The 24,258-nt window shown below is 40.5% G+C and carries 27 protein-coding genes and 1 pseudogene; 16 read left to right on the top strand and 12 right to left on the bottom strand.

Annotated elements, in window-relative coordinates; all coding sequences use genetic code 11:
* Positions 1-42: 42 nt before the first annotated feature.
* Positions 43-711 (bottom strand): family 16 glycoside hydrolase, encoded by a 669-nt coding sequence (locus FHW89_RS06180; RefSeq protein ID WP_172334150.1) that lies wholly within the window; start codon positions 709-711, stop codon positions 43-45.
* A 206-nt stretch (positions 712-917) separates the two neighbouring features.
* On the opposite strand from FHW89_RS06180, the gene FHW89_RS06175 reads away from it, so the two are divergent.
* The 5 genes from FHW89_RS06175 (at position 918) to FHW89_RS06155 (ending at position 4,079) form a co-directional block, all read left to right on the top strand.
* Positions 918-1,286, top strand: a complete 369-nt coding sequence (locus tag FHW89_RS06175; protein ID WP_172334149.1) for a TM2 domain-containing protein — start codon at positions 918-920, stop codon at positions 1,284-1,286.
* A 32-nt stretch (positions 1,287-1,318) separates the two neighbouring features.
* Positions 1,319-2,416 (top strand): Nif3-like dinuclear metal center hexameric protein, encoded by a 1,098-nt coding sequence (locus FHW89_RS06170; RefSeq protein WP_172334148.1) that lies wholly within the window; start codon positions 1,319-1,321, stop codon positions 2,414-2,416.
* The gene (locus tag FHW89_RS06165; RefSeq protein WP_172334147.1) at positions 2,416-3,159 is read left to right on the top strand and encodes a zinc ribbon domain-containing protein; all 744 of its coding nucleotides are present in this window, start codon (positions 2,416-2,418) and stop codon (positions 3,157-3,159) included. Before FHW89_RS06170 ends, FHW89_RS06165 begins: the two co-directional genes overlap by 1 nt.
* Before the next feature lie 99 nt (positions 3,160-3,258).
* Positions 3,259-3,705: a DinB family protein gene (locus FHW89_RS06160; protein WP_172334146.1), complete on the top strand. Its 447-nt coding sequence runs from the start codon at positions 3,259-3,261 to the stop codon at positions 3,703-3,705.
* Entirely contained in the window at positions 3,705-4,079 is a 375-nt protein-coding gene (locus tag FHW89_RS06155; RefSeq protein WP_172334145.1) for a DUF2809 domain-containing protein, read from the top strand. The genes FHW89_RS06160 and FHW89_RS06155 overlap by 1 nt, the downstream gene beginning before the upstream one ends.
* On the opposite strand, the gene FHW89_RS06150 is transcribed toward FHW89_RS06155, so the two are convergent.
* The 8 genes from FHW89_RS06150 to rsfS all read right to left on the bottom strand — a co-directional run bounded on the left by FHW89_RS06150 (position 4,076) and on the right by rsfS (position 12,122).
* Positions 4,076-5,146, bottom strand: a complete 1,071-nt coding sequence (locus FHW89_RS06150; protein WP_172334144.1) for a PA0069 family radical SAM protein — start codon at positions 5,144-5,146, stop codon at positions 4,076-4,078. The genes FHW89_RS06155 and FHW89_RS06150 overlap by 4 nt on opposite strands.
* A gap of 29 nt (positions 5,147-5,175) precedes the next feature.
* Positions 5,176-5,820, bottom strand: coding sequence for a response regulator transcription factor (locus FHW89_RS06145; RefSeq protein ID WP_172334143.1), 645 nt, complete (start codon positions 5,818-5,820; stop codon positions 5,176-5,178).
* Positions 5,786-6,616 (bottom strand): sensor histidine kinase, encoded by an 831-nt coding sequence (locus tag FHW89_RS06140; protein ID WP_172334142.1) that lies wholly within the window; start codon positions 6,614-6,616, stop codon positions 5,786-5,788. The genes FHW89_RS06145 and FHW89_RS06140 overlap by 35 nt, the downstream gene beginning before the upstream one ends.
* 782 nt (positions 6,617-7,398) lie before the next feature.
* A complete protein-coding gene (locus FHW89_RS06135) occupies positions 7,399-7,764 on the bottom strand; it encodes a hypothetical protein (protein WP_172334141.1) in 366 nt (121 codons plus the stop codon).
* 227 nt (positions 7,765-7,991) lie between these two features.
* Positions 7,992-8,501 (bottom strand): hypothetical protein, encoded by a 510-nt coding sequence (locus FHW89_RS06130; RefSeq protein ID WP_172334140.1) that lies wholly within the window; start codon positions 8,499-8,501, stop codon positions 7,992-7,994.
* A 343-nt stretch (positions 8,502-8,844) separates the two neighbouring features.
* Positions 8,845-9,495, bottom strand: coding sequence for a lactate utilization protein (locus FHW89_RS06125; RefSeq protein ID WP_172334139.1), 651 nt, complete (start codon positions 9,493-9,495; stop codon positions 8,845-8,847).
* Between the two features lie 55 nt (positions 9,496-9,550).
* Entirely contained in the window at positions 9,551-11,653 is a 2,103-nt protein-coding gene (gene ftsH / locus FHW89_RS06120) for an ATP-dependent zinc metalloprotease FtsH (protein WP_172334138.1), read from the bottom strand.
* A 94-nt stretch (positions 11,654-11,747) separates the two neighbouring features.
* On the bottom strand, positions 11,748-12,122 hold the full coding sequence (gene rsfS, locus FHW89_RS06115) for a ribosome silencing factor (protein WP_172334137.1): 375 nt from the start codon (positions 12,120-12,122) through the stop codon (positions 11,748-11,750).
* A gap of 47 nt (positions 12,123-12,169) precedes the next feature.
* Between rsfS and FHW89_RS06110 the strand changes: the two genes are divergently transcribed.
* The 4 genes from FHW89_RS06110 to pfkA all read left to right on the top strand — a co-directional run bounded on the left by FHW89_RS06110 (position 12,170) and on the right by pfkA (position 16,299).
* Positions 12,170-12,940: a biotin--[acetyl-CoA-carboxylase] ligase gene (locus FHW89_RS06110; protein WP_172334136.1), complete on the top strand. Its 771-nt coding sequence runs from the start codon at positions 12,170-12,172 to the stop codon at positions 12,938-12,940.
* A gap of 4 nt (positions 12,941-12,944) precedes the next feature.
* Complete coding sequence (locus FHW89_RS06105; RefSeq protein ID WP_172334135.1) at positions 12,945-13,397, top strand: protein-disulfide reductase DsbD domain-containing protein; 453 nt, start codon at positions 12,945-12,947, stop codon at positions 13,395-13,397.
* Positions 13,398-13,419: 22 nt separating this feature from the next.
* Positions 13,420-15,174, top strand: a complete 1,755-nt coding sequence (locus FHW89_RS06100; protein WP_172334134.1) for a protein-disulfide reductase DsbD — start codon at positions 13,420-13,422, stop codon at positions 15,172-15,174.
* Positions 15,175-15,321: 147 nt separating this feature from the next.
* Positions 15,322-16,299: a 6-phosphofructokinase gene (pfkA, locus tag FHW89_RS06095; protein WP_172334133.1), complete on the top strand. Its 978-nt coding sequence runs from the start codon at positions 15,322-15,324 to the stop codon at positions 16,297-16,299.
* Between the two features lie 16 nt (positions 16,300-16,315).
* On the opposite strand, the gene FHW89_RS06090 is transcribed toward pfkA, so the two are convergent.
* Both FHW89_RS06090 and FHW89_RS06085 read right to left on the bottom strand, forming a co-directional pair.
* Complete coding sequence (locus tag FHW89_RS06090; protein WP_172334132.1) at positions 16,316-18,034, bottom strand: PAS domain S-box protein; 1,719 nt, start codon at positions 18,032-18,034, stop codon at positions 16,316-16,318.
* 67 nt (positions 18,035-18,101) lie between these two features.
* Positions 18,102-18,644 carry a 5'(3')-deoxyribonucleotidase gene (locus FHW89_RS06085; RefSeq protein WP_253952178.1) on the bottom strand — a complete coding sequence of 181 codons (543 nt, stop codon included), beginning with the start codon at positions 18,642-18,644 and terminating at the stop codon, positions 18,102-18,104.
* Between the two features lie 155 nt (positions 18,645-18,799).
* Between FHW89_RS06085 and FHW89_RS06080 the strand changes: the two genes are divergently transcribed.
* The 7 genes from FHW89_RS06080 to rplS all read left to right on the top strand — a co-directional run bounded on the left by FHW89_RS06080 (position 18,800) and on the right by rplS (position 23,010).
* On the top strand, positions 18,800-19,327 hold the full coding sequence (locus FHW89_RS06080) for a 30S ribosomal protein S16 (RefSeq protein WP_172334131.1): 528 nt from the start codon (positions 18,800-18,802) through the stop codon (positions 19,325-19,327).
* Between the two features lie 97 nt (positions 19,328-19,424).
* Positions 19,425-19,952 carry a ribosome maturation factor RimM gene (rimM, locus tag FHW89_RS06075; protein ID WP_172334130.1) on the top strand — a complete coding sequence of 176 codons (528 nt, stop codon included), beginning with the start codon at positions 19,425-19,427 and terminating at the stop codon, positions 19,950-19,952.
* Between the two features lie 122 nt (positions 19,953-20,074).
* Positions 20,075-20,989 (top strand): hypothetical protein, encoded by a 915-nt coding sequence (locus tag FHW89_RS06070; RefSeq protein WP_172334129.1) that lies wholly within the window; start codon positions 20,075-20,077, stop codon positions 20,987-20,989.
* Positions 20,986-21,186: a helix-turn-helix transcriptional regulator gene (locus FHW89_RS06065; protein ID WP_172334128.1), complete on the top strand. Its 201-nt coding sequence runs from the start codon at positions 20,986-20,988 to the stop codon at positions 21,184-21,186. Before FHW89_RS06070 ends, FHW89_RS06065 begins: the two co-directional genes overlap by 4 nt.
* Before the next feature lie 11 nt (positions 21,187-21,197).
* Positions 21,198-21,587, top strand: a complete 390-nt coding sequence (locus tag FHW89_RS06060) for a VOC family protein (RefSeq protein WP_172334127.1) — start codon at positions 21,198-21,200, stop codon at positions 21,585-21,587.
* Positions 21,588-21,763: 176 nt separating this feature from the next.
* A complete protein-coding gene (gene trmD, locus FHW89_RS06055) occupies positions 21,764-22,438 on the top strand; it encodes a tRNA (guanosine(37)-N1)-methyltransferase TrmD (RefSeq protein WP_172334126.1) in 675 nt (224 codons plus the stop codon).
* Positions 22,439-22,662: 224 nt separating this feature from the next.
* Complete coding sequence (gene rplS, locus FHW89_RS06050) at positions 22,663-23,010, top strand: 50S ribosomal protein L19 (RefSeq protein WP_166095341.1); 348 nt, start codon at positions 22,663-22,665, stop codon at positions 23,008-23,010.
* A gap of 539 nt (positions 23,011-23,549) precedes the next feature.
* On the opposite strand, the pseudogene FHW89_RS06045 reads toward rplS, so the two are convergent.
* Positions 23,550-24,203 (bottom strand): annotated as a pseudogene (locus FHW89_RS06045) (phosphatidylserine decarboxylase family protein); the annotation flags it as partial.
* Between the last annotated feature and the right edge of the window lie 55 nt (positions 24,204-24,258).

Raw genomic sequence — 24,258 nt, 5'->3', positions numbered from 1 at the left:
ATAATCATTTACCCCTACGTCTGGCTGTAAATTTTTATCTATTTAAAAAAAAGTAACTTTTAGGTTGGCAAATGCACCGTCAGAGCTATCGCCTACCCATAATCCAAGTTTTCCACTTTTACGGTCGCTCAATTGCTTAATGCTTAAACAAGGTGTTTTTTGGCCATTGATAAAAGCCGTTACCTGGGGATATTTTATTTCTATCCGGATGTGGAACCATTGATTGGGATCCGGGGGCGAAGTAATTGCTTTTTCATACTGCGCGTTAAATTTATCGCGCAATACAAACCAGGGAAATTGCGGATGAGATATATACTGTACCATGTGTATATGACGAACAGAATCAGTTGTCAAAAAATTAAAAGGACGAAAGTATACCGCATCAAGAGTTTTGGCATCTTCCGCATGAAAAGCTACCCCTAAAAAGCTCTTTTGATACACATCTTTTCCGCGGATGTCCAGCTCAATAATGCCGTCGCTAAAAGTTACATCATTGATCAAGGCTACACCGTCATCATCATTGGCCGATAACATGATCCCGTTTTTTTCATGATTAGGCAATACGGCAGCCTCCCGGTTGCTGATGCTGAGCTGATGTGCTGAAAGCAATTTCGACAGATCATAACTAACGGTATGCTGTTGGCAGAAGGCGCTTGTTGATCCTAATAAAAAGGCTAAAATGATAGAGCCTATGATTATTTTACAATTCATGCTAAGAAGCCGTTGGTTTTAAAGTGAATGCGAAGGGTGGATATCTTTATACAGACGCGTTTACCCGGTGAAAGTGACATAATTACAATTATAAATTTTACAGATAAAGTTTCATAAGTGACCAGGCAAATTACCGCGGCTTACTTATAGGTTTATATCATAAAATATTTATTTTTGAAAAAGCACTCACCACAAACCTTAATAGTATGAACATACACCAGGATCCCTACATGAACTTTGCCGATATGGGCCCCGAAGAAATGGGTTTCTTGCAGCAAGCTACCAGGGAGCTTAGCGAAGACCAGAAGAAATATTTTTATATGGTTTATAGCGGTAAACGCAAGAATGCGAATGAAATACTCATTTTTACATTGCTTGGTTTAGTGGGTGTTTCTGGAATACACCGGTTTGTTTTAGGACAGATAGGTATGGGTATCCTTTATTTTTTAACTGCCGGTCTTTGTTTAATAGGTACTATTGTTGACCTGGTGAACAATAAATCGCTTACTTTAAAGTATAATAAGGAAATGGCTTATGAAAGCCACCGGATGGCCATTCTGAGTAATCAGAAATAAAGGATAAATCGGCCATATTACAAAATCTATTCATGAAATTAGCTGTACTTACCGCATATTTAGAAAGCCTGGCCCCTTTGGTGTACCAGGAAGATTATGATAACGCGGGTCTTATTGTGGGAAGCCCCGAACAGGAAGTTACCCAGGCATTACTGTCTCTTGATTGTACCGAAGCTGTGGTTGATGAGGCCATTGCCACTGGTTGCCAGGTGATCATATCTCACCATCCCATAGTTTTTAAAGGACTTAAAAAGTTTAACGGCAAAACATACGTGGAAAGGGTAGTAGAGAAGGCCATTCGCAGCCGCATTGCCATTTACGCTATACATACTAACCTGGATAATATCATGGAGGGCGTAAACCAGCGTATTTGTGATACCCTGGGGCTGAAGAACTGCCGCATTTTATTACCTAAGCATAACCTGTTGAAAAAGTTGGTAACTTTTGTACCAGGCAGCCATGCCGATGCCGTGCGCGATGCTCTATTTGCTGCCGGAGCTGGAAATATTGGTAATTACAGCGAAACCAGTTTCAATACCGAAGGTAAGGGGACATTTAAAGGTAACGAGGTTACCAATCCCTATGTTGGGGAGCCGGGTAGTCGTCATCAGGAAAATGAGGTACGTATCGAGACTGTGTACCCAGCTAACCTGGAAAGTAAAATACTGATGGCGCTGGTGCTGACTCATCCGTATGAAGAGGTGGCTTACGATCTGTTTCCGTTGACTAATCAACATCAGCAGGTAGGAGCGGGTATGATCGGTGAATTGGAGATACCGCAGAACGAAGAATCTTTCCTGTTTCATGTAAAAGATAAGATGCGCACCCATGTGATCAGGCATACGGCATTAACCGGTAAACATGTGAAAAGAGTTGCTGTTTGTGGTGGTGCCGGAGGCTTTTTATTAAAGCATGCCATATCGGCAGGTGCCGACGTTTTTATCACTGCTGATTACAAGTATCATGAGTTTTTTGATGCTGAAGGAAAGATAGTGATCGCAGATATCGGACACTTTGAGAGTGAACAATTTACGGCGCAATTATTGTATGAAATAATAAGGAAAAAATTTCCTATCTTTGCCGTCCGTTTAACAGAAGTAAATACAAACCCCGTCAAATATTTTATTTAATGGAACAAACCGTAGAACAAAAGCTTAAAGCTTTATACGAACTACAAACCATCCACACCAAAATTGATAGAATTCGCCAGGTAAGAGGTGAACTGCCAATGGAGGTTGCAGATCTGGAAGATGATGTTGCTGGTCTTGAAACCCGCATTCAAAAGATCAAAGCCGAGCTGGATGATGTAGAAGATGAGATTGTAACCCGCAAAAACCTGATCAAAGAAGCTCAGGCCAATATCAAAAAATACGAAGCGCAACTTAACGAAGTTAAGAACAACCGTGAGTATGATGCCATATCAAAAGAAATTGAGATACAAGGATTAGATATTCAGGTAAGCGAGAAAAAAATACGCGAGTATGGTTTTGAGATCACTTCAAAAACCCAGATATATGAAAAAGCACTGGCCGATCTGGATTTGCGCAAGAGTGATCTTGATGCTAAAAAAGAAGAACTAGGTACCATCACAGCCGAAACTGAAAAAGAAGAGACAGAACTGGTTGCCCAGGCAGAAAAAGCTACCGGAAATATCGAAGAGCGTTTATTAACCGCCTATAACCGCCTGCGTCAAAACGCAAAAAATGGTTTAGCTGTGGTAACTATCCAGCGCGATTCATGTTCAGGTTGTTTTAACCAGATCCCGCCTCAACGTCAGTCTGACATTCGTCAGCGTAAAAAGATTATTGTTTGTGAGCATTGCGGACGTATCCTTGTTGATGAGCAAATGGCTCTGGAAGCAGAAGAAGCATAAACGTTAGTTTATAAATATTAAAAAGGGCGCCCCAATCAGGCGCTCTTTTTTGTTACCTGAATAATTAACTATCTTGCCATAGCCAATAAACAATTATCCATGTTACTATCTATCCTGAAAAAACTATTTCTGCGCGATCTGGAAAAACTTAAGACAGAGTTGGAGTTATATCAGCAGGAGCAAAATATCTGGATTATTGATAAACAAATTGCCAATACGGCCGGTAATCTTTGCTTGCATCTGATAGGCAATTTGAATACTTATATCGGGGCAGAACTGGGCAAAACGGGTTATATCCGCGATCGGCCGTTGGAGTTTTCATCAGGTCCTATTCCAAGAGCCGAACTTTTGAAGCGTATAGATGAGACTTCACGGATGATAGCTGGAACGCTTGATAAACTAAATGAGGAGCAAATGGCTGATGAATATCCTCAGGATGTGTCTGATGGAAAAGTAAGTACAGGATATTTCTTAACGCATCTGGCTACTCATTTGTCATATCACCTGGGGCAGGTTAATTACCACCGAAGGTTACTGGATAATTAATGGACAGGTTAAGGGTAACATATGCCTGTCTCATTGTTATCGCCATTAGCTCAGGCCTGCTATCCCGTCATTTTTCTTTTATTCCATTATTTATAGGCGATATCCTTTGGGCCTTGATGGTTTACTTTATTATGCGGTTTCTGTTTATTGATAAGCCTGTTAAGCTCATTGTTATAACCAGTCTGTTGTTTTGCTATATCATAGAATTTAGTCAATTGTATAAAGCGCCCTGGATAAATAATTTAAGGCACACGCTGTTTGGTCGCCTGGTTTTGGGCGAAGGATTTTTATGGAGCGATCTGCTCTGTTATACTATTGGAATTGTTTTTGGTGTTTGGATTGATAGGTTAATTCAACAGCACAGTACAACCTAAAACATACTCGTCTGTTTACCTTTCCTGGGCACAAATAAGGTATAGTCGTATTCGGGCATCTCCCGACCCGCCATAAAGCGATTGCAGGCCATCCGGAACATCTGGTGGATGGATTGTGCTATTTTGCCTTCGCCGCTCATACGGCGGCCAAAATCGCTATCATTTAATTTGTCGTCATGGCATGAGCGTATCATGTTGAGCACTTTCTCTGCACGATCAGGAAAAGCCTTGTATATCCAGTCGCTGAATATCTCGGCTATACTGCCATTGAGTCGTACAATGGTAAATCCTGCGGCCAACGCGCCCCGGTCGGCAGCGGCTTTGATAATGCTGGGTACTTCGTTACTGTTAAGTCCTGGGATAATAGGAGCTGCCATTACCCTCACAGGGACCCCTTTTTCGGATAGTTTCTGTACCACGGCCAGCCTTCCGGTAGCCGTCACGGTCCGCGGTTCCAGTTTTTGACGCAGCTGCTCATTCAATGAGGTAATAGAAACGTTTACATGCACCAGTTTCATAGAGGCTAGTTCGGTAAGAATGTCCAGATCGCGCAGGATCACATTGTTTTTGGTGATGATGCTTACCGGGTTTTTATACTTCAAAAAAACCTCCAGTAGTCCACGGGTGATCTTTAAGCGACGTTCTACAGGCTGGTAACAATCGGTATTGCCCGAAAGCATGATAGATACCGGCCGATAGTTTTTCTTGTTAAAATACTGCTCCAAAAGCTCAGGGGCATTGGGTTTGATGATGATCTTGCGTTCAAAATCAAGCCCAGCGCTAAAACCATAATATTCATGACTGTTGCGGGCATAACAATAAATGCAACCGTGTTCGCAACCCTGGTAAGGATTTATAGAATACATGTGGCTCAGATCTGGACTATTAGATTCACTTACTATCTTTTTGGGTGTTTCCTCAAAAAGCTGTGTGGCGGTATTTTCCAATAAAGGCTCGTCGATCCCCTCGATGTGCTCGGCGACATATTTATTCTTTAAAAATTTGTTGTGGGTATTTAGCTGCGCTCCCCGACCTTTAAAAAAGCCGGTATTATCATCCTGTTCCATTTAACAAATTTGCTAATATTTTTAGCAAATCACAAATCGATCAGTTTGTTTTTTATGCTGTATAATACCAGGCCAACGCGGCTCTTAATGCCCAGTTTTTCAAAAAGCTGATCGCGATAGCTATCAACGGTACGCACGCTGATGCACATGGTGTCGGCAATTTCTTTATAGGTGAGTTCGGTTCCGGTTAAGCGTAAAAATTCAATTTCCCGGGGATTTAACTTTACAACGGCCGTTTTATCGTTATTGAAATTATTTAATAAATGCTTAGTAACAAAATCCGGATAGTAAAGATCTCCTTCTGTTACTTTGAGCAAAGCAGCCTCAAACTCATGTGGTTCAGCATCTTTAAGAAGATACCCTTTTACACCCATTTTAACCATGGTGAGTACCTTTTCGGCGTCTTCAAACATGGATAGGATAATAGTACGGATAGATGGTTGGAACTTTTTAAGCCATTGCGCGGTTGAAATGCCGTCCATTATCGGCATATTAATATCCAGAATAACAATATCTGGAACTAACCCCGAAGCTATTTTGTCAACCAATTCTTTACCATGCGCGGCTTCAAATAGTATGTTGTAGCGGTTAAAGCTCTCCACCATAGAAGCAATGCCGCTTCTGAAAAGGCGATGATCATCAACCAGGGCTATTTGAATAGGTTCCGTTAACATAAGTTTCTTGTATGAGGGGGTTGAGTGAAAGGTTAATGCTGCAGCCATTGCCTGGTGAACTATTAATAGTTGCTTCGGCTCCTATTAAGGCGGCCCTGTTCACAATGTTACGCAAACCCGAGCCCCCCTTATCTTTAAGCAATTCAGGCTCAAAACCAACACCGTCATCTTCGATGGTTAAATTAAACATTTGCTCCTTATAATACAAACTCATTTTAAAGTTATCGGCTTGCGCGTATTTTAAGGCATTATTTAAGGCCTCCTGAAAGATCCTGAATAATACCAGCTCCCGCTGTTCGCCAAGTGTGTAATAATCACCATCAACCAATAACGATACGTTAATGATACCACTTCTGTTAACACGTTCGGTTTCTATTTCCAGCGTTTTTATGAGGCCCATTACACTGATATGTTCAAAACTAAGACTTTTGGAAAGGTTTCGCAGATCACTTATGGATTGGGCAATAAGTTCGCGGTTGTCATTTACCCGGGCCTTTTCATGTTCGCCCAGGTTTCTGCCCAACACGCCCAGGTTAAGTTTTACAAATGATAGCACCTGGGTAATATTATCATGCAACTCGCGACTAATATGATTTAGCGTTTCTTCCTGAATTTCCATGCGGGTTTTCAGCAATTCCTGTTGAAAGGATGATTTCAGTTGCTCCTTTTCCAATACATTTTTATTTTGTTTGCGTTGGTATAGCAACAAAAAGCTGACGATAAAAACCCCCAGCAGCATCACTATGGCGGTGCCTGCAATTATCAATAAAATGATTTCTTCATCCTTAAACAGCATATTTGAATGGGCTGATCATATTAATGGTTTGGATATAGATAAAAGATGTTACTATGTTTTTATAACAGCGGCAATAGATTTTGCTTTTTTATACTGATATATAAATGCAACAGACAGTAACGAATATAAAATAAGACAAGCAATATTCGGTATAACCTGAGCCAATATAAAGAACTTATAATTTTGTTTGTAAGCCATGTAACTGAAAGCTATGTAATAAAACAGAAAAGCAAGCGTATAAAATAATATTCCCGCAGTGGCCCAAAATGGCGGGTGACGTATAATATCGAGGCTTTCATCAACATTGTTAATTAATTTAAAATAATACAAGCACACCAACACAGTAAGCATGCTGTATTGAAGTACTATGGCAATGGTGTTTAGCATAAAAAAGCCCTGAATAAAGATCATGTCTATAAAAGAAAACAGGACTATTATGAAAAGCACAATATTTACCCTTTTTTTGTATGATCTTCTTGTATCAAGAGCGCTTATAAAGCGGGTGTAAATAACTATTTCAATAATTGTTTCCAGATTGCTGCACCAAGCATTGGTATGGTGCCATAGCGTCCAATATTTAAGGTTCGCAAACTCATAAATTACGATAAACGCCAAAAAAGGAAGGAATACCTTAAAGTTACGATCAAGCTTTTTGTAGGTGTATAAACAAACAAAAAACGCAAAAAGCTCAAAATAAAAATAGATATAATCAAGCATAAGATTACATTAAAGCATTTGCCTTTTGACGAATATGGCCTTACAAAAATATTTTAAAGGATTGCTTACGATGGGCAAAGTGGAGGGCATGTTCTGCCATTGTTAAAAGGCCCCATTGGATCTTCAGTGCCCAATGGCCCAACGCCATCTTCTATGGCATCGGTATGTTCAGTATGATTTTCAACGGTGCCTATCAATATAGCTGTAGTTTGATTGGGCGAATGCTCGTTTTTATGATCGTAAGCGGCAAAATGAATTCTTACTCCCGTAGCCTGCTCGGGTAGGTTGTTGATAAAGGATTTTAATTTATCAAGCGGTATCCAGACAGACTGCGTATCGTTGATATTGTGTTCTTTGTCAATCAGTTTTTTTCGGGTGGCAGCGTAGTGGTCCACCATTTTTTGGGCGATAGATAAATCGATAGGTTCCATTATTTGTGGTTTTTATTCAATTAAGCTGTCTCTTCCTTAATAAAATACAGCCGAATTTGATAGGGGGTATAATATACGAGGAAAACGCCAGCTTAGGTTGGTTGGTGAAAAACGTAAATAAGATCAGTACAAAATCCATAAATAATACGGATTACTCAAAAATAGGTTTTTTTTAGAAATTATCCTTATACGGATATAAATCAAAATAAGGCGAAAAATAATGTATATCAGGATAGTTTTTTGACTTTTGTAAAGCATAAAAACGCAAGGCCTAAAAATACATATATAAATAAACAAGCCATTTCGCAGATTAAATGAGCGATCGAATAAAAATGATAATTGTTTTTAACCAATAGGTTGTCAAATGATGCGAAATAAAAATAATTGGCCAATGAGTACAACAATAATCCCACGGCAGCTAAAAATGGCGGGAAAAAGAGCAAATAGGGATATTCGTCCGAATGTTTAAATAAGTTATATATATATACAAATGCCATGGTAGCCAATATAATGCTTTGTGATGCACTGGCTACGGTAGCGACAGTCCAGAAACTATGAATAAAAAAGATGTCAATCAAAGTTATAAACAGGCCAATGGCAACGGCCATATACACCCTCTTTTTGTACTTTTTTCGCTCATCTAAGGATGCCATGAATTGCCCATATACCAATAGTTCGATAACACCCTCCAGATTATTGCACCAGGCATTTGAATGATGTAATAAAATTAGCTTCATAAAGAAGATATTTATAAACTCATAAACAACAACAAATGCGAGAAACGGGAGAAAAATTTTAAAGTTTCTATCTAGGTTTTTATAAGCGTACAGGCAACTTATAAATGCAAATAATTCAAAAAAGAAATATAAATAAAACATAGATATTACTGATGGCAGTAAAGATAAACGCTATTATCGATATTATTATATTTATGTGTTTGGTGGTAGAACGACAGAGGAAAAGTAAATTAAAGCATTGTTTATGTACTATCCCTTACGAAAGTTAAATTTAAAGCAAGTAGTTGATCTTATCAATAAAATTTATAATCGCAAAATAATACTTTAGGGGCAAAATATTATTTTAAGATAAGTTGCTGTCATCCAGCAAAAAAACGAAAAGTTCTTTGGGGCCGTGGGCGCCCAATACGAGAGTTTTTTCGATATCGGCGGTGCGGCTTGGGCCGGTCACATTACTGATCATCGATGGCAGCTGGTTATCATACTTCTTTTTGATCAGCTTAAAGCCATCTTTAAGATCGAGCACCATTTGGGAGGTATAGGCCAACACAATGTGTACTGGGGGATAAATGCTCAAGCGACGGCCTGCCATGTTGCCGTTTGACAGGAGTATGCTTCCATTACGGGCTATCAGGGCTTCGCAAAAGGTAAAACCAACGTCGGCCTGTTCAAAGTCTTTGTCGGTTTCATAAAATGGGTATTCAAAACGGGTAAGGATTTCCTGCAAGCCGGGTTCCCAGCAATATATTTTGCGCCAGTTTCGCTCTTCGGCCAGGGTAAGCAAGGTTTCAATAAACTGCACTTCATCCTCGCAAAAAACAAACTGCCCGTTAACGGTAGTGAACTGTTGGGCAAACATTACCTCCGGGATCTCCTCAGCGGCTGCATAAAGCGGCAGGTCCTCCAATTGAGGGTAGGGGTTGTCCCTTTTCTCCAGAAGAGCCTTGCGGATCTTTTTAAGCAGTTTTTCTTTTGATGTGGTAATATCCCTCATGGTAAAAACAGCAAAGCCATCAGCTTAGCTGATGGCTTTATACGATTAATGTATATTAAAACTTTGGATCTTCTCCGTCAATTCTGGAAAGCTCCGGATTTGTTAAGTTATCCGGAATGGCATTGTTATCCACATCGGGGTTTAGCGCAGCCTCGCCGTTCACAAACTTATCGTAAGTGGTACGTTCGTCAAATGGCCGCTTACCCAATATCTCTTCCAGATCTGATTGAAACAGTACTTCTTTCTCTAACAATTTCTGAGCTATTTTTTCAAGTCCATCGCGTTTGTTATTCAACAAATCTTTGGTTTTCTGATAAACCTCGTCAACCAGTTTACGCACTTCGTTGTCGATCATCTCGGCAGTAGTATCAGAATAAGGCTTGTTAAACTGATATTCGCCTTGCGGGTCGTAGAAGGATACATTACCTACACTACCGTTCATACCGTAGATTTTGGTCATGGCATAAGCCAGTTTGGTAATACGTTCCAGATCGCTTAGGGCGCCGGTTGATATCCTGCCAAAAACAATGTCCTCGGCAACACGACCACCCATCGAAACGCTCATCTCATCAAGCAATTGTTCGGTAGTGTATAAAAACTGCTCTTTTGGCAGATATTGAGCATAACCCAATGCTGCCACACCACGCGGAACGATAGATACTTTAACCAATGGGTCGGCATGTTCCAAGAACCAGCCAGCAATAGCGTGACCAGCTTCGTGGTAAGCAACAATGCGTTTTTCTTCGGGCGATATGATCTTGTTTTTCTTTTCCAAACCACCGATAACACGATCAATAGCATCCTGGAAATCGGCCATATCAACCGATTCTTTATTTTTACGGGCGGCTATCAAAGCGGCTTCGTTACAAACGTTAGCTATTTCTGCACCGGCAAAGCCTGGGGTTTGTGCCGATAATTTTTTCGCGTCAACGCCATCAGATAATTTGATAGGTTTCAGGTGAACTTTGAAGATCTGCTCTCGACCGATCAAATCAGGCTTATCAATAGATACCTGCCTGTCGAAACGGCCCGGGCGTAACAGCGCCGAATCCAATACATCAGGGCGGTTGGTTGCAGCAAGGATAATAATGCCCGAATCGGTACCGAAACCATCCATCTCTACCAATAACTGGTTCAGCGTGTTTTCGCGTTCATCATTACCACCAACAATATTGTTTTTACCGCGGGCGCGGCCAATAGCATCAATCTCGTCAATAAATATGATACATGGAGCTTTATCTTTTGCCTGGCGGAATAAATCACGTACACGTGAAGCACCCACACCTACAAACATCTCCACAAAATCAGACCCTGAAAGCGAGAAGAACGGAACCTGTGCTTCGCCGGCAACGGCCTTGGCCAATAATGTTTTACCTGTACCTGGTGAACCTACCAACAGGGCTCCTTTGGGTATTTTACCACCCAGGTTAGTGTATTTTTTGGGGTTTTTAAGGAAATCTACAATTTCCATTACCTCTTGCTTTGCTTCTTCGAGGCCGGCTACATCATTAAATGTTACCGATACCTGTGCTTCTTTATCAAAAAGAGTAGCTTTTGATTTGCCGATATTAAATATTTGACCACCCGGGCCGCCTCCTGAACCACCTGACATGCGGCGCATAATAAATATCCATACACCAGCAAACAGGATAACCATGATAACGCCTTGTACCAACCAGTTTGATAAAAAGCTCTCATGCCCTTGCTCGTATTGAATATTTATTTTTTGATCCTCCGGCATGTCTTTCTGTGCATTCGCTACAGATTGCTTTAGGCTTTCGTATGATGCATCGGTAAAAGTGTATTGAGGGCCATTATTTGTGGTGTTAAACAAACGCTGGTCTTTGCCGGCTTTGGCATATTGTGGTTTGTTTAAACTTTCTTTTTTGATGTAAACTTCGGCTGTTACCAGGTCGCCGCTTTTATAAGCTATCAGTTTTTCAACATCATTTTGCTTAAGCATGCCTTCCACATCTTTAAAGGTAGTAGGGGTACCCGAACCGCCGCTCAAAAGGGTAGGCACCAATAAAAACGCTAAAATAACAATGCCATAAAGCCACATAATATTAAACTTGGGTGGTTTAGGCGGTGTTTTTTTATTAAGTATTTTCCTGATAGGTTTCGGACTTTCTGATTTATTATCTTTAATATCTTTCATTTCTTTATTACGAGCTCAAACTTACAATCTATAATTTAAAATTTACAAAGGTTTAGTACCATGACTCAAACCGGAGGGTAATTGTGACGAAAGTTTAAGCACTTTTGTAATATTTAATCTCGGCATCACCCCACAGATCTTCCACGCCGTAAAACTCACGTTTGTCGGTTCTGAAAACATGAACTACAACGTCCACATAATCAAGTAGTATCCATTCTGCATATTCAAGTCCCTCCTTGCGCCAGGGTTCCTGTTGCGTAGCTTTAAAAATTTCTTCTTCAATACTATTGGCAATAGCTTTTACCTGTGTTGATGAATCGGCATGGCAGATCACAAAATAATCCGATACCGAGCCCAATATATTCCGGAGGTCTAACCTTATAATATCATTCCCCTTTTTTTCCTGTATGCCATGTATGGCCAGCTCAGAAATATAGGCCGATTGATTTAACACTTTGTTTTTTACCATCAAAAAGAATTAGTTTTGAACGTTCTTGGGTTAAAAATTATTATACTTTGCAAAATAACATATTTTCGGCATTATTTGTTGGTCAAAATTTAGTAACAATTCAACAAGTTGACTCAACTAACACATTCCTTAAAACTTTACTGTCAAATTCCAAGCCATTGCCCGAAGGTACGGTCATTATGGCAGAAAGCCAATATGCAGGCAGAGGCCAGCAGCAAAATAAGTGGCATAGTGAGCCCGGAAAAAACCTTACTTTCAGTATTTTACTGACACCGGCGTTTCTGGCTGTGAGCGATCAGTTTGACCTGAACCGGGTTATAAGCTTGGGTGTTTACGAGGGTTTGTATCCGTACCTTGGCGATGAACTTAAAATAAAATGGCCCAATGATATATATTATGGCGACCGGAAATTGGGCGGTATACTCATAGAAACACACATACAGGGTACCCATATCAAGGATGCTATTATTGGTATTGGGCTTAATATTAACCAGGAGAATTTTGAATCTGGAGCTGGCAACGCCATCTCCCTCAAGCAAATCTTACACAGGGATTATGATTTAAAAACAATATTGTCAGAAATTTGCAGTCATATTGAAGCATATTACCTTAATTTAAGGGCGGGTAAATTTTTGTTTGTAAGAAATACTTATTTATCCCGACTATATTGGTTAAACGAAGCAAAGCCCTTCAGGTCAAACGACCAGGTTTTTGAAGGAGTTATAAAAAACGTAAAAGAAAATGGAATGCTGGTTGTTGAAAATAATAACGGGCAACAAGAGTTTAGTTTAAAACAAATTGAATTTTTAAATAAATAATTAAATGAAGAAAGTACTGTTGGTAATTGTTGCATTAGTGCTATGCGCAGGGGCTTATGCCCAGATCGAAACGCCTGTAAGATGGTCATACGCGGCAAAAAAGTTGAATGATAAAGAAGCTGTTGTATTTTTAAAAGCTACTATTCAACCCAGCTGGCATATTTACTCCCTTAATGTTAAAGATGGCGGTCCAATAAAAACTTCATTTGAATTTACACCTTCAAAACTGTACGCTCCGGTGGGCAAACCATCAGAGCCAACCCCGGTAACCAAATTCGAGAAAGCTTTTAGTATGAATGTAAGCTACTTTGAAAAAGAAGTGGTTTTTCAACAAAAAATAAGTCTTAAATCAGCATCAGTGGCCAGCGTAACCGGCAAGCTCACGTACATGACCTGTAACGACAAAAAATGTCTTCCACCAGAAGATGTTGACTTCACTATTCCTTTAGGCAAGTAATTTTACCTTAAGGAAGATAGCAATGAAACTATTAAAAAAGGGCGTTTATTTACGCGTTATACTGGCTACATTGATGGTACTGGCCATTTTTTGTTCCGTAGGCTCTGCACCAGCCTTAGCCGTACAAAAAAGTAAAGCGGATACCGTATCAACTACAGATGTTCAGTTTACGGATATTCCTACTGCTGCCGATAGCATAGCGATCAGGAAAAAAGCTGCCGACTCGGCAGCGAAAACACAGGCTGCGGCAAAGCAAAAGACGCTATCACAAAAAGCGCCATCAACAGAAAAACCAAAAACGCTTTGGCAGATATTTATATTTGGTCTGCTAGGCGGGTTTACTGCTGTAATATTGCCTTGTATATACCCATTACTACCATTAACAGTAAGCTTTTTTACCAAAAAAAGCGGTAGCCGCCAAAAAGCTATTGGTCAATCACTTATTTATGGGGTTTCCATCATTATTATTTATGTAACCCTGGGTTTGCTGATCTCTATTATTTTTGGCTCCGATGCACTTAATCAGCTGGCAACTAACGGTATATTCAACATATTTTTCTTCTTACTGCTTATTGTATTTGGTATGTCGTTCCTGGGCGCGTTTGAAATTACGTTGCCAAGTTCACTGGCTAATAAGCTGGATGCAAATGCAGATAAGGGAGGTCTTGCCGGCATATTCTTTATGGCATCAACCCTGGTAGTGGTATCTTTTTCATGCACCGGGCCAATTATTGGCACCCTGCTGGTTGATGCAGCTTCCAAAGGCGACAGACTGGGTCCAGCCATTGGTATGTTTGGTTTTGCATTAGCACTGGCCCTGCCATTCACCATATTTGCATTGTTTCCTTCAGCGTTAAAAAGCCTGCCAAAATCAGGGGGCTGGCTCAATAGTGTAAAAGTAGTTTTGGGTTTTCTGGAATTGGCTTTCGCGCTTAAGTTTTTATCAAATGTTGATTTGGCTTATCACTGGAACTGGTTCGACAGGGAAATATTTTTGTCGCTATGGATTGCCATTGGTTTGTTGATGGGGCTTTATCTTATTGGTAAGATCAAGTTTTCGCATGACAGTGATGTATCTTATCTTTCTATCCCGCGCACCTTTTTGGCTATCGTTGTATTTGCGTTTGTAATTTATATGATACCGGGTTTATGGGGGGCTCCTTTAAAATCTATAAGCGCATTTCTGCCTCCTGAGGCAACGCAGGATTTTAACTTATCAAGTATTCCGGGTGGTGCGGCAGCGCCTTCTTCAGCTCCCGCAGCTGTTATACCTGCGAGCATTGGTGAAAAGAAATATGCTAACAATTATACCCGGATAAAAACCCGTGGGCTTGATTCATGGTATGATTATGACCAGGCTTTACAAGTGTCAAAGGCTACACATAAACCTATCTTGATTGACTTCACCGGATTTAACTGCGTAAATTGCCGTAAAATGGAAGCCAATGTTTGGTCGGATCCGGGAGTTTTCAAGCGATTGCGCGATGATTTTGTACTGCTTCAATTGGTTGTTGATGATAAAGCCTCTTTGGATGTAAAAGACCAGTTTGTATCAACCTATAGTGGCAAAAAAATAACTACACTTGGAGGTAAGTGGAGTGATTTGGAGGCCAGTCGTTTTAACTCTAACTCCCAGCCTTTATACGTGATGTTGGATAGCGATGGCAACTTTTTAAAAGATGCCACAGGTAAGGATATCCCAACTTCTCCGGCCGATTACGATATAGCCAGTTATACTAAATTTTTAGATAGCGGCATAGCAGCTTTCAAAAAGTAGGCACGGCGTTAAAAAATAAAATGTAAATTCGCGGCAAGTTTTAAAGCTTAGCCGCGTTTTTATTTAAAGGCTACTTTAAAAGCACTCAAATTTAAATTATTCAATTTTTTAAAGGTAGGGCCCCTAATGCCCGTATCAGGATAAAAAATGACGCAGATTAAAAATATCGGACTTTTTACTTCAGGTGGCGACGCGCCGGGAATGAATGCTGCCATCAGGGCGGTTGTACGTACGGCCATATACTATGGTATTGAAGTAACGGGCATTCGCCGGGGTTATGACGGCATGACCAAGGGCGATTTTATACCCATGAATCGCAAATCGGTTTCCAATATTATACAACGCGGAGGTACTATTCTGAAAACAGCGCGCTGTGACAATTTCAGAACGCCTGAGGGGCGCAAACAAGCATTCGATCAGTTACAAAAACATAATGTTGATGCCCTGGTGGCTATTGGGGGCGATGGTACTTTTACCGGTGCAAAAGTATTTGGCAGTGAATACGATATTCCGGTAATTGGTTTACCCGGTACCATTGATAATGATTTGCTGGGCACCGATTTTACCATTGGTTATGATACAGCCATTAATACGGTTGTTGAAGCGGTGGATAAGATCCGAGATACCGCCGAATCACACGACCGTTTATTTATTGTTGAAGTAATGGGCCGCGACTCTGGTCTGATCGCCCTGCGCACGGGTATTGCTGCCGGTGCCGAAGCTATACTTATCCCCGAAAGTAAGGGTGGAATGGAAGGGTTATTTAATCGGCTTGAACATGGCCGGAAAGATAAGACCTCCAGGATTGTTATTGTAGCCGAAGGTGAAGAAGCCGGTGGTGCTTTTGAGGTTGGCCGCCTGGTTCAGGAAAAATTTCCGCATTATGATACCCGCATCTCTATATTAGGACACATACAACGTGGTGGCGCGCCAAGTTGTATGGACAGGGTATTGGCCAGCCGTGTAGGAGCTGCTGCAGTTGAGGCTTTAAGAGACGGGCACCGTAATGAAATGATAGGTATTATTCATAACGAGATAGCCTATACTCCATTTGAGCACGCCATTAAACACCACATCGAGATCAATCCCAACCTGTTAAAACTGGTTGAAATACTGTCTATGTAAGTTTTAGCCTTCGCGGTTATTTTCCCGTGAAAGTGTGATCAACTATGAGGCGTATTACATCGTCTATTTCGGTGCTTACAATTTGCAGATAATCAATAATTTGTTTGTTCTCGGGGTTGTTGGGGTTTTCCCTGTCGATAATATTAATGAGCCCCAGCATGCTGGCAACAGGTCTTCTTAACTCATGGGAGCTCAGCGAGGCTATGTTGCGCATACGTTTATTTTGGCTCAGCAGTTCTTGTTCTATTTTAAGCCGCTCTGATATGTCATGGGCAAAACAGCCAACACCTTTGATCTCGCCGTTTGAAGCAAAAATAGGGTTAAAGTTTACCTCGTAGAAGGCAGGATTTTTGGCTTCATCATCAACGCTTTCTAAAACAAGGGTATAATTTTCGCCATTTAATGCACGCTGATAATAGGCGCTCCACTCGTCAATAACCTCCTGCGGAAAGCCCATGTCTTTATAAGAATATTCCCCTTTTTGCGGATATACGCCTGTCATAGCCTTTATTTGCGCGATATAGGCATTGTTCATATAAACATAGCGGCTTTCTGTATCTACCGACCATATTTTATCATTTGTATTATTGATCAGCGCTTCCAGGTTGTTTTTGGTCCACAGTGCATCTTCCTGCGCACGCATCTCATAAGTAACATTCTTGGCAAATACGGTTAAGCCCTCGGCAGATGGGTAAACTGCCGTACGGAACCATTTATTCAATGGGGCAAAATGTACCATAAACTTTACGCTTTCCTGTTTGGTTCGCGCTTCACGATACGCGGTTTCAAAAGGAGTATTAATGAGCTCAGGAAACAGATCCCATATTGTTTTACCCAATAACTGTGCACGGGGCTTCCCCCATACTTTTTCAAACGCGGCATTCACGCGTACAAACCGCCATTCGTTATCAATAATAAAAAACGAATCAGTAATGCTTTCAATAAAAGTATCCAGCTTTTGAGCGGTGTCCCTGATCTCAGCTTCTATCTTGATCTTCTCCGTTACATCGTGGCCAATTCCCTGTATCTCGCACACCTGGCCGGTTTCATTAACTATAGATATCAGTTCCCATTCGGTATCATGCAGATTGCCGTGCACATCGGGTTTTTTGTGCAATAAGCGAACAACCTTACCCGGATTATTGAGACATTCCATAAAAGCAGTCTCGCAAAGATGGGATTCTTCGGGTAAGCTTGTTATCGAAAAATGCTGACCTAAAACATCTTTGGCTTTATATCCTAGGGTTTTTAAATATTGTTTATTAACAAAAGTATAATTTCCATCAGTGTTTATCCGGATCAAAAAACTAGTTTGTGAATCAATAAGTGAATTTAGGAACTGCTGACTATGTTCGGCGCCGGTTGATGCTGCGGTAATGCAGATCGGTTTTGCCGGTGTTTCTTTAATGGTGCTTAATAGTATCTTGTGCCCGGTAGCCTCATCGGTAATGAGACTTTTTTTATCGGTAATACTTTTAATGATTTGTTGAGGGGTAGTTATCTGATAACTTAACTCAATGCTGTTGTTCTCTGCGAGATTATTAACGAGGGATTTTATGCCCGCAAGATGCTTTTTGGGGATCAGTTGATCCCATGCGTCATTATTTTGATAGAGCTCCTGAGCAGTTATACCCAAAATGGTATCTATGCCAGGCCCTACAAACAGGTACTTTTGCTCATGGGTATCATAAGCCAGTACGCAATCAACGGCGTTAATAGTTGTATGGTTTAACATACTATAAATTAATGGTAAGGGGGGCTACCAATTAAATATAGGATATTTATTTCACAACTTGTTCATCTTATTCACGTAATAATTTAGTTGCAACCTCATTCCAGCTGTTTACACGTTCAAAATCGGTGATCAAAAGATTATGTGGCGAGGTAAATAATAGCTTGCGGCCTTTGAAGGTGACAAAATTTTTGATGCGGTCATCAATCATGATGTCAACGTCCAAAATCTTGTGACCGCAAAAAATAATATTTGTCCAGGAAATAAAAGGGAAGTGTTCATTAAGCCAATCCAGCTTATCTTCCAATGAGTACTTAAATTCCATGGCCGCCGAAGCAATGTACACATCGTACTTTTCATGTAATGCTTTCACCACTTCCTGGCAGTCTGGCATCACCGGCAGATCACGGAAAAAGCCCCTTTCGTTGATGTATTCCCTGAGGGTGGCGCTCAGATGGGGTGGGAGTATCTCCCTAAACTCTTTACCATGCATATCGCCCAGCGATATTTTAGTTTGATGCCGTTCATCATACAGGGTAATAAATTTGGCAATGGTATCTGCCATTACCTCGTCCATATCAATAGCTATGCGTAGTTTTCTATTTAAGCTCATGGGCCTGAAATTGCGATTTTTTTCAATTACACCATAACTTGTTCGGGCTAAATAAATAATTAATTACAAGGGTTTTAAATTATTACAAATAATTTATACCTTTGCATCCCCGCAGAAAGTACTCCGGGGACATGTTGAATACATAAAAAGAAAAAATGGCAACTAAGATCAGACTGCAAAGACACGGTAAAAAAGGCAAACCTTTTTACTACATCGTAGTAGCAGATGCCCGCGCTCCACGCGACGGTCGTTTCATTGAGCGTTTAGGTTCATACAACCCAAACACTAATCCTGCAACTATCGACATTAACTTCGACAAAACTTTAGAATGGGTTAACACTGGTGCCCAGCCAACAGATACTTGTCGTGCTATCCTTTCATACAAAGGTGTGCTTTACAAAAAACACTTAGAAGGTGGTGTTAAAAAAGGCGCTTTAACCGAAGAACAAGCTGCAGCTAAATTTGCAGAATGGACTGAGCAAAAAGAAGGTAAGATCACTGGCAAAAAAACCAGCTTACTATCAGCAAAAGACGAAGCGCGTAAAGCTGCTTTGGCTGCTGAAGCTAAAAAGAAAGAAGAAAAAGCTGCTGCTATTGCTGCTAAAAACGCTCCTGTTGCAGAAGAAGAAGCTCCGGCCGAAGAAGCTGCTGCTGAAACAGACGCTGCTGAAAGCGCAGAATAATTTTTTTGAAGAAGTAAGGAATTTAAAGTCCGACTTCTCAATTCTCATCAAAGGCGAAGCAAAACAGCTTCGCCTTTGTTTTTAAAAGCTATTTTTTATGAAAACCGAAGATTGTTTCCGGGTAGGTAGTATATTAAAAACCAAGGGCCTTAAAGGAGAGATGCAGATATACGTTGATTTTGACGGCCTGGATGCCATTAAGTTCGACGCTTTATTTGTGGATATTGCAGGTAAACTGATTCCTTACTTTGTAGCCTCCATTAAATATCTGCAAAAGAATAATGCCTATTTATACCTGGAGGATGTAGATGTTATTGAAAAAGCAGCCATGCTGGTAAAAAAAGACATCTACCTACCCAACAAGCTAAAACCCAAAAAGAAAAAGAGCGAATTTACCCTGAACGATGTAAAAGGCTTTATTGCAGTTGATGAAACCCACGGCGAACTGGGCGAAATATTGGAGGTGCAGGAATATCCTCAACAGTTGATAGCCACTGTTCAATACAAAAATAAGGAGGTAATGTTCCCGCTTAATGTGGATATTATAAAAGGTATTGATGTTGAAGGCGGCGAGATCTATATTGATCTGCCCGAAGGTTTGCTGGATGTTTACCTGGAAGGGTAGCTTCTGGAGTAAGGATAAAAGAGCCTGTAATAACACTGGCTTTTTTATTTGAAAATATTTTGTCAAATATACTTGACATTTGTAAAGCTTATTTTACATTTGGTAAATTAAACTTTACAACCATGAAATCACGATTCTTATTTCCATACCAGTTTAAGCTGCTGGGGTGGTTTTTAGCAGTACCAGGATTTGTTTTAGGTTATTTTGTATTATATCATGAATATAAGATACCAGGTTTTGAATTACGATTGAGAGACAAGGATGCCCTGTTTGTACCATCAATCGAGAATTTTACCAATGAGCTGGCGTTGATATTGGTTTTGCTGGGGCTGTTGTTTATTGCTTTCTCTAGAGAAAAAAAAGAAGATGAGCTAACAGTTAGGATGCGTTATAATGCGTTATATTGGGCCATACTAATCAACTATTTAATTTACGGTGTCTGGTTGGTTGTTGCACTTGTACACGATCTTTTTTTCTTTAACAACCAGGTCCGGGTTCTGAGTAATTTTTTTACAGATATATTGCCCATATGGATATATAACCTCTTTACACCGCTTGTTATTTTTGTGATCAGGTATTATTATCTGCGGTACAGTAAAAACAACGAATACAAGATTGATAAGTTGTTTTATTTGCCTTATAAGCCCTTCAAAGTAATAGGTATATCAGTATCTATTGTAATGCTGACGGGGATATTATTGTCATTTATAATAAAATGGGTGAGTGGCAACAGAATTAATGAGGATATTCTGGAAGATATGATGCTTTTTTTACCATTGGCATTACTGCTTTGGACCTACAGCAAAGAAAAGAACGAAGATGAATTTATCGCAACCCTCCGTTTAGAGTCAATGCAGTTGGCAGTATATACAAACTATATTATTTTGCTGGTAGCTAATTGCTTTTTATTTTTCACAGATTTTATGGTATTTATGTTTATAAACCTGAGCACCATTACGCTTTTCTTTGTGATACGGTTTAACTATATATTACGGAAGTACAACAAAGCAACAGAACAGGGGGAGCTGGCGTCATGAAAAATAACATCCGCGTAGAGCGCGCTATCAAAAATATTACGCAGGCCGATCTGGCCGATCAGGTAGGTGTATCACGCCAAACCATCAATACCATCGAGAGTAATAAATACGTGCCTTCAACTGTGCTGGCTTTAAAAATAGCCCGCATATTTGAAAAACCTGTTGAGGAAGTGTTTATATTAGAGGATGAAGATTAAATGAGCCAATAATGAAAACAAAAACTTCATTTGCACCCATGCTGGCTATAGCCAACGGGGTAACCAGCATTGATTTTTATAAAAAGGCTTTTAACGCTATCGAAAATTTTTGCCTTCGAAACGATGATGGCAGCATACACGTGGCCGAATTTACTATAGACGGCGCTATGTTTCACGTTCATGAGGTAACGCAATTTAGCGGCACCAAAACGCCTGCGAACGCTGGTGGGGGTACGGTTAGCGTTGGTTTAATGGTTGATGATGTACACGCCGTTTTTGACAAGGCCATTGCCGCCGGCGCTACCCTGGTAATGCCCGTTACCGATTTTGAATACGGTTATCGCCAGGGTGAATTTACAGACCCTTTTGGCCACCGGTGGATAATTGAAAAAGTTATTTAAGGAAGAGAGTCAAGAAATTAGAATCAGGAATCAAGACAAATCAAATAGAAAAACTTGTCATCCTGAGGAACGAAGGATCTATTCAATGTAATGCACAGTTCAATAGCAGATCCTTCACTTCATTCAGGATGACAATTTGTTTAAAGCACATCGATCAATAATCTGCATATTTGCACATGCGTTTTGATATCATATCCGTTTTGCCCGATCTGTTGGTAAGTCCGTTTGCACACTCCATTTTACAGCGTGCCCAAAAAAAAGGCATCGCCGAAATTTATGTGCATAACCTGCGCGATTACTCCACCAGTAAACAAAAAAGCGTAGACGATTATCCTTACGGTGGTGGCAGCGGTATGGTGATGACCATTCCACCTTTTGCGGCTTGCATTGAAAAATTGAAAGCCGAGCGGGAATATGACGAGATCATTTTCATGTCGCCGGATGGTGAGCGACTAAATCAGGCTATCGCCAATCAGCTTTCCATCAAAGGCAACATCATTATTTTATGCGGACATTATAAAGGTATCGATCAGCGTATCCGCGATATTTATGTAACCCGTGAAATTTCCATTGGCGATTATGTACTATCGGGTGGCGAATTGCCTGCTGCTGTTTTAGTAGATGCGGTGGTGCGATTGATACCCGGTGTGCTGAGTGACGAAACATCAGCCCTGAGCGACTCCTTCCAGGATGATATGCTCGATGCCCCGGTATATACCCGCCCGGCTGACTGGAATGGCCACAAGGTGCCCGATATTCTGCTGAGCGGCAACACGCCCGAAATTGAAAAGTGGCGTTTCGAACGAGCTTTGGAGCGCACCAAAGCTCGTAGACCCGATCTGCTGGAGTAAATCGAGTTAGAGCAAAAGGTAATACTATTTTACAATTGTTTCTTGATTTTTTATAATTGCTAACCACGCTCGTAATCAATAAAATCAACCAAAAACCACCCATATTTTGTTAGTAAAAAACAAAATGTGGAAATTTTTAAAATACACTTTCATATATTAAAAAAAATCCCTATAATTGCAATCCGATTTTTACGGGCTAAAAATCGCTTTAAGAGCTAAAAATCATGGATTTAGTAAAATTTGTTGAAGAGCAATCAGTAGAAAAAAAGCAGTTTCCTTCCTTTAAGGCTGGTGATACTGTAAGTGTACATTATAAAATCAGAGAAGGAAATAAAGAACGTGTTCAGCTTTATCAAGGTGTTGTTATTCAACGTAACAGTGCTGGTACTACTGAAACATTTACCGTTCGTAAAGTTTCAAATGGCATAGGTGTAGAGCGTATCTTCCCTATCAACTCTCCAAACATTGATAAAATTGAAGTGAACAGCGTAGGTAAAGTACGTCGTTCTAAACTATACTACCTGCGTGCCCTTACCGGTAAAGCAGCCCGTATCAAATCAAAAAGAGTTTAATTTCCCTTCTCCGTTTATAACGGAAAAGTATTTGATATTGCAAAAGGCCTTTCTGGATATTTATCCGGGAAGGCCTTTTTTATGGGAAAAATTTTATTTGTCTTATTGATTTACCTGAGATATGTATGTTTGATTTCTCTCCATGCGTCATTGCGAGGAGGAACGACATGGGAATCACCTAATTACAGAGCGGCTCATTTTATCAGGGATTGTCAGGCTCCGCTCAATGAGGTGGAAGAACACAAAAAGCCGGTCATAAACCGGCTTATCGCAATAAATAATTACTCCTTTTTACCTTTGGGTGTTTTAGCTGCAGCGGGTTTTTTTGGCGCCGCTTTCTTTGCTGGCTTTTTAGGCTCTTCGACTTTAGGATGATCAATTACCAATGGTAATTCGCCTTGATGAGCTTCGTTTTCAATTATAGTTAGCTCTTCTTCGGCTATTTGTTCTGCAATAGGTGCAGAGGCTGTTAGCGATTCTATGGATACCGGTTTGATAGCAGGCTCCTCTGCAGTGGTAACCGCGGTTAACGCGCTGGGCAACTCGGCCAGAACAGTACGGCCGCCTTTAACTACATCGCCAATGTTTACCAGTATTTTGGAGCCAAGGGGTAAAAATAAGTCCACCCTCGACCCAAACTTAATAAAGCCAAACTGCTGGCCCTGTTCCACAATATCACCTTCTTTTACATACCATACAATACGGCGGGCCAATGCTCCGGCTATCTGCCTGAATAATACCGATACACCTTCACGGTTTTGAACAACAACGGTAGTACGCTCATTTTCGGTTGATGATTTAGGGTGCCAGGCCACCAGGTATTTGCCTTTGTGGTATTTAAAGTAACTTACCACGCCTGCTATTGGGTTGCGGTTTACGTGTACATTTACCGGCGACATAAAAACGGATAGCTGGATGCGTTTGTCTTTCAGATATTCGGTTTCGTCAGCTTCTTCTATTACCACAACCTTACCATCGGCAGGGCAAAGTACAGTAGTTTCGTCTGTAGTAATATCAAAAAACGGACTGCGGAAAAACTGCACGATAATTACAAACAGTAGGAACGATAAAATGTACACGATCCATTTTAATGCGTGTGCCTGTGGCAGGTAAAACTGTATTAGGGCATTTAATACAAAAATAAACAATACTGTTATGGCCAGTGAAGTATATCCTTCTTTATGAAAAGTCATGTTACGATGTTTTATTGTTTGGGTATCAATTAGCTAGTATCAAGTATCACGACAA

The sequence above is a fragment of the Mucilaginibacter sp. SG564 genome, assembly GCF_013149275.1.
Lineage (GTDB): Bacteria > Bacteroidota > Bacteroidia > Sphingobacteriales > Sphingobacteriaceae > Mucilaginibacter.
The sequence above is the reverse complement of the archived record's forward strand: the minus strand, read 5'-3'. Positions and strand labels throughout refer to the sequence as shown.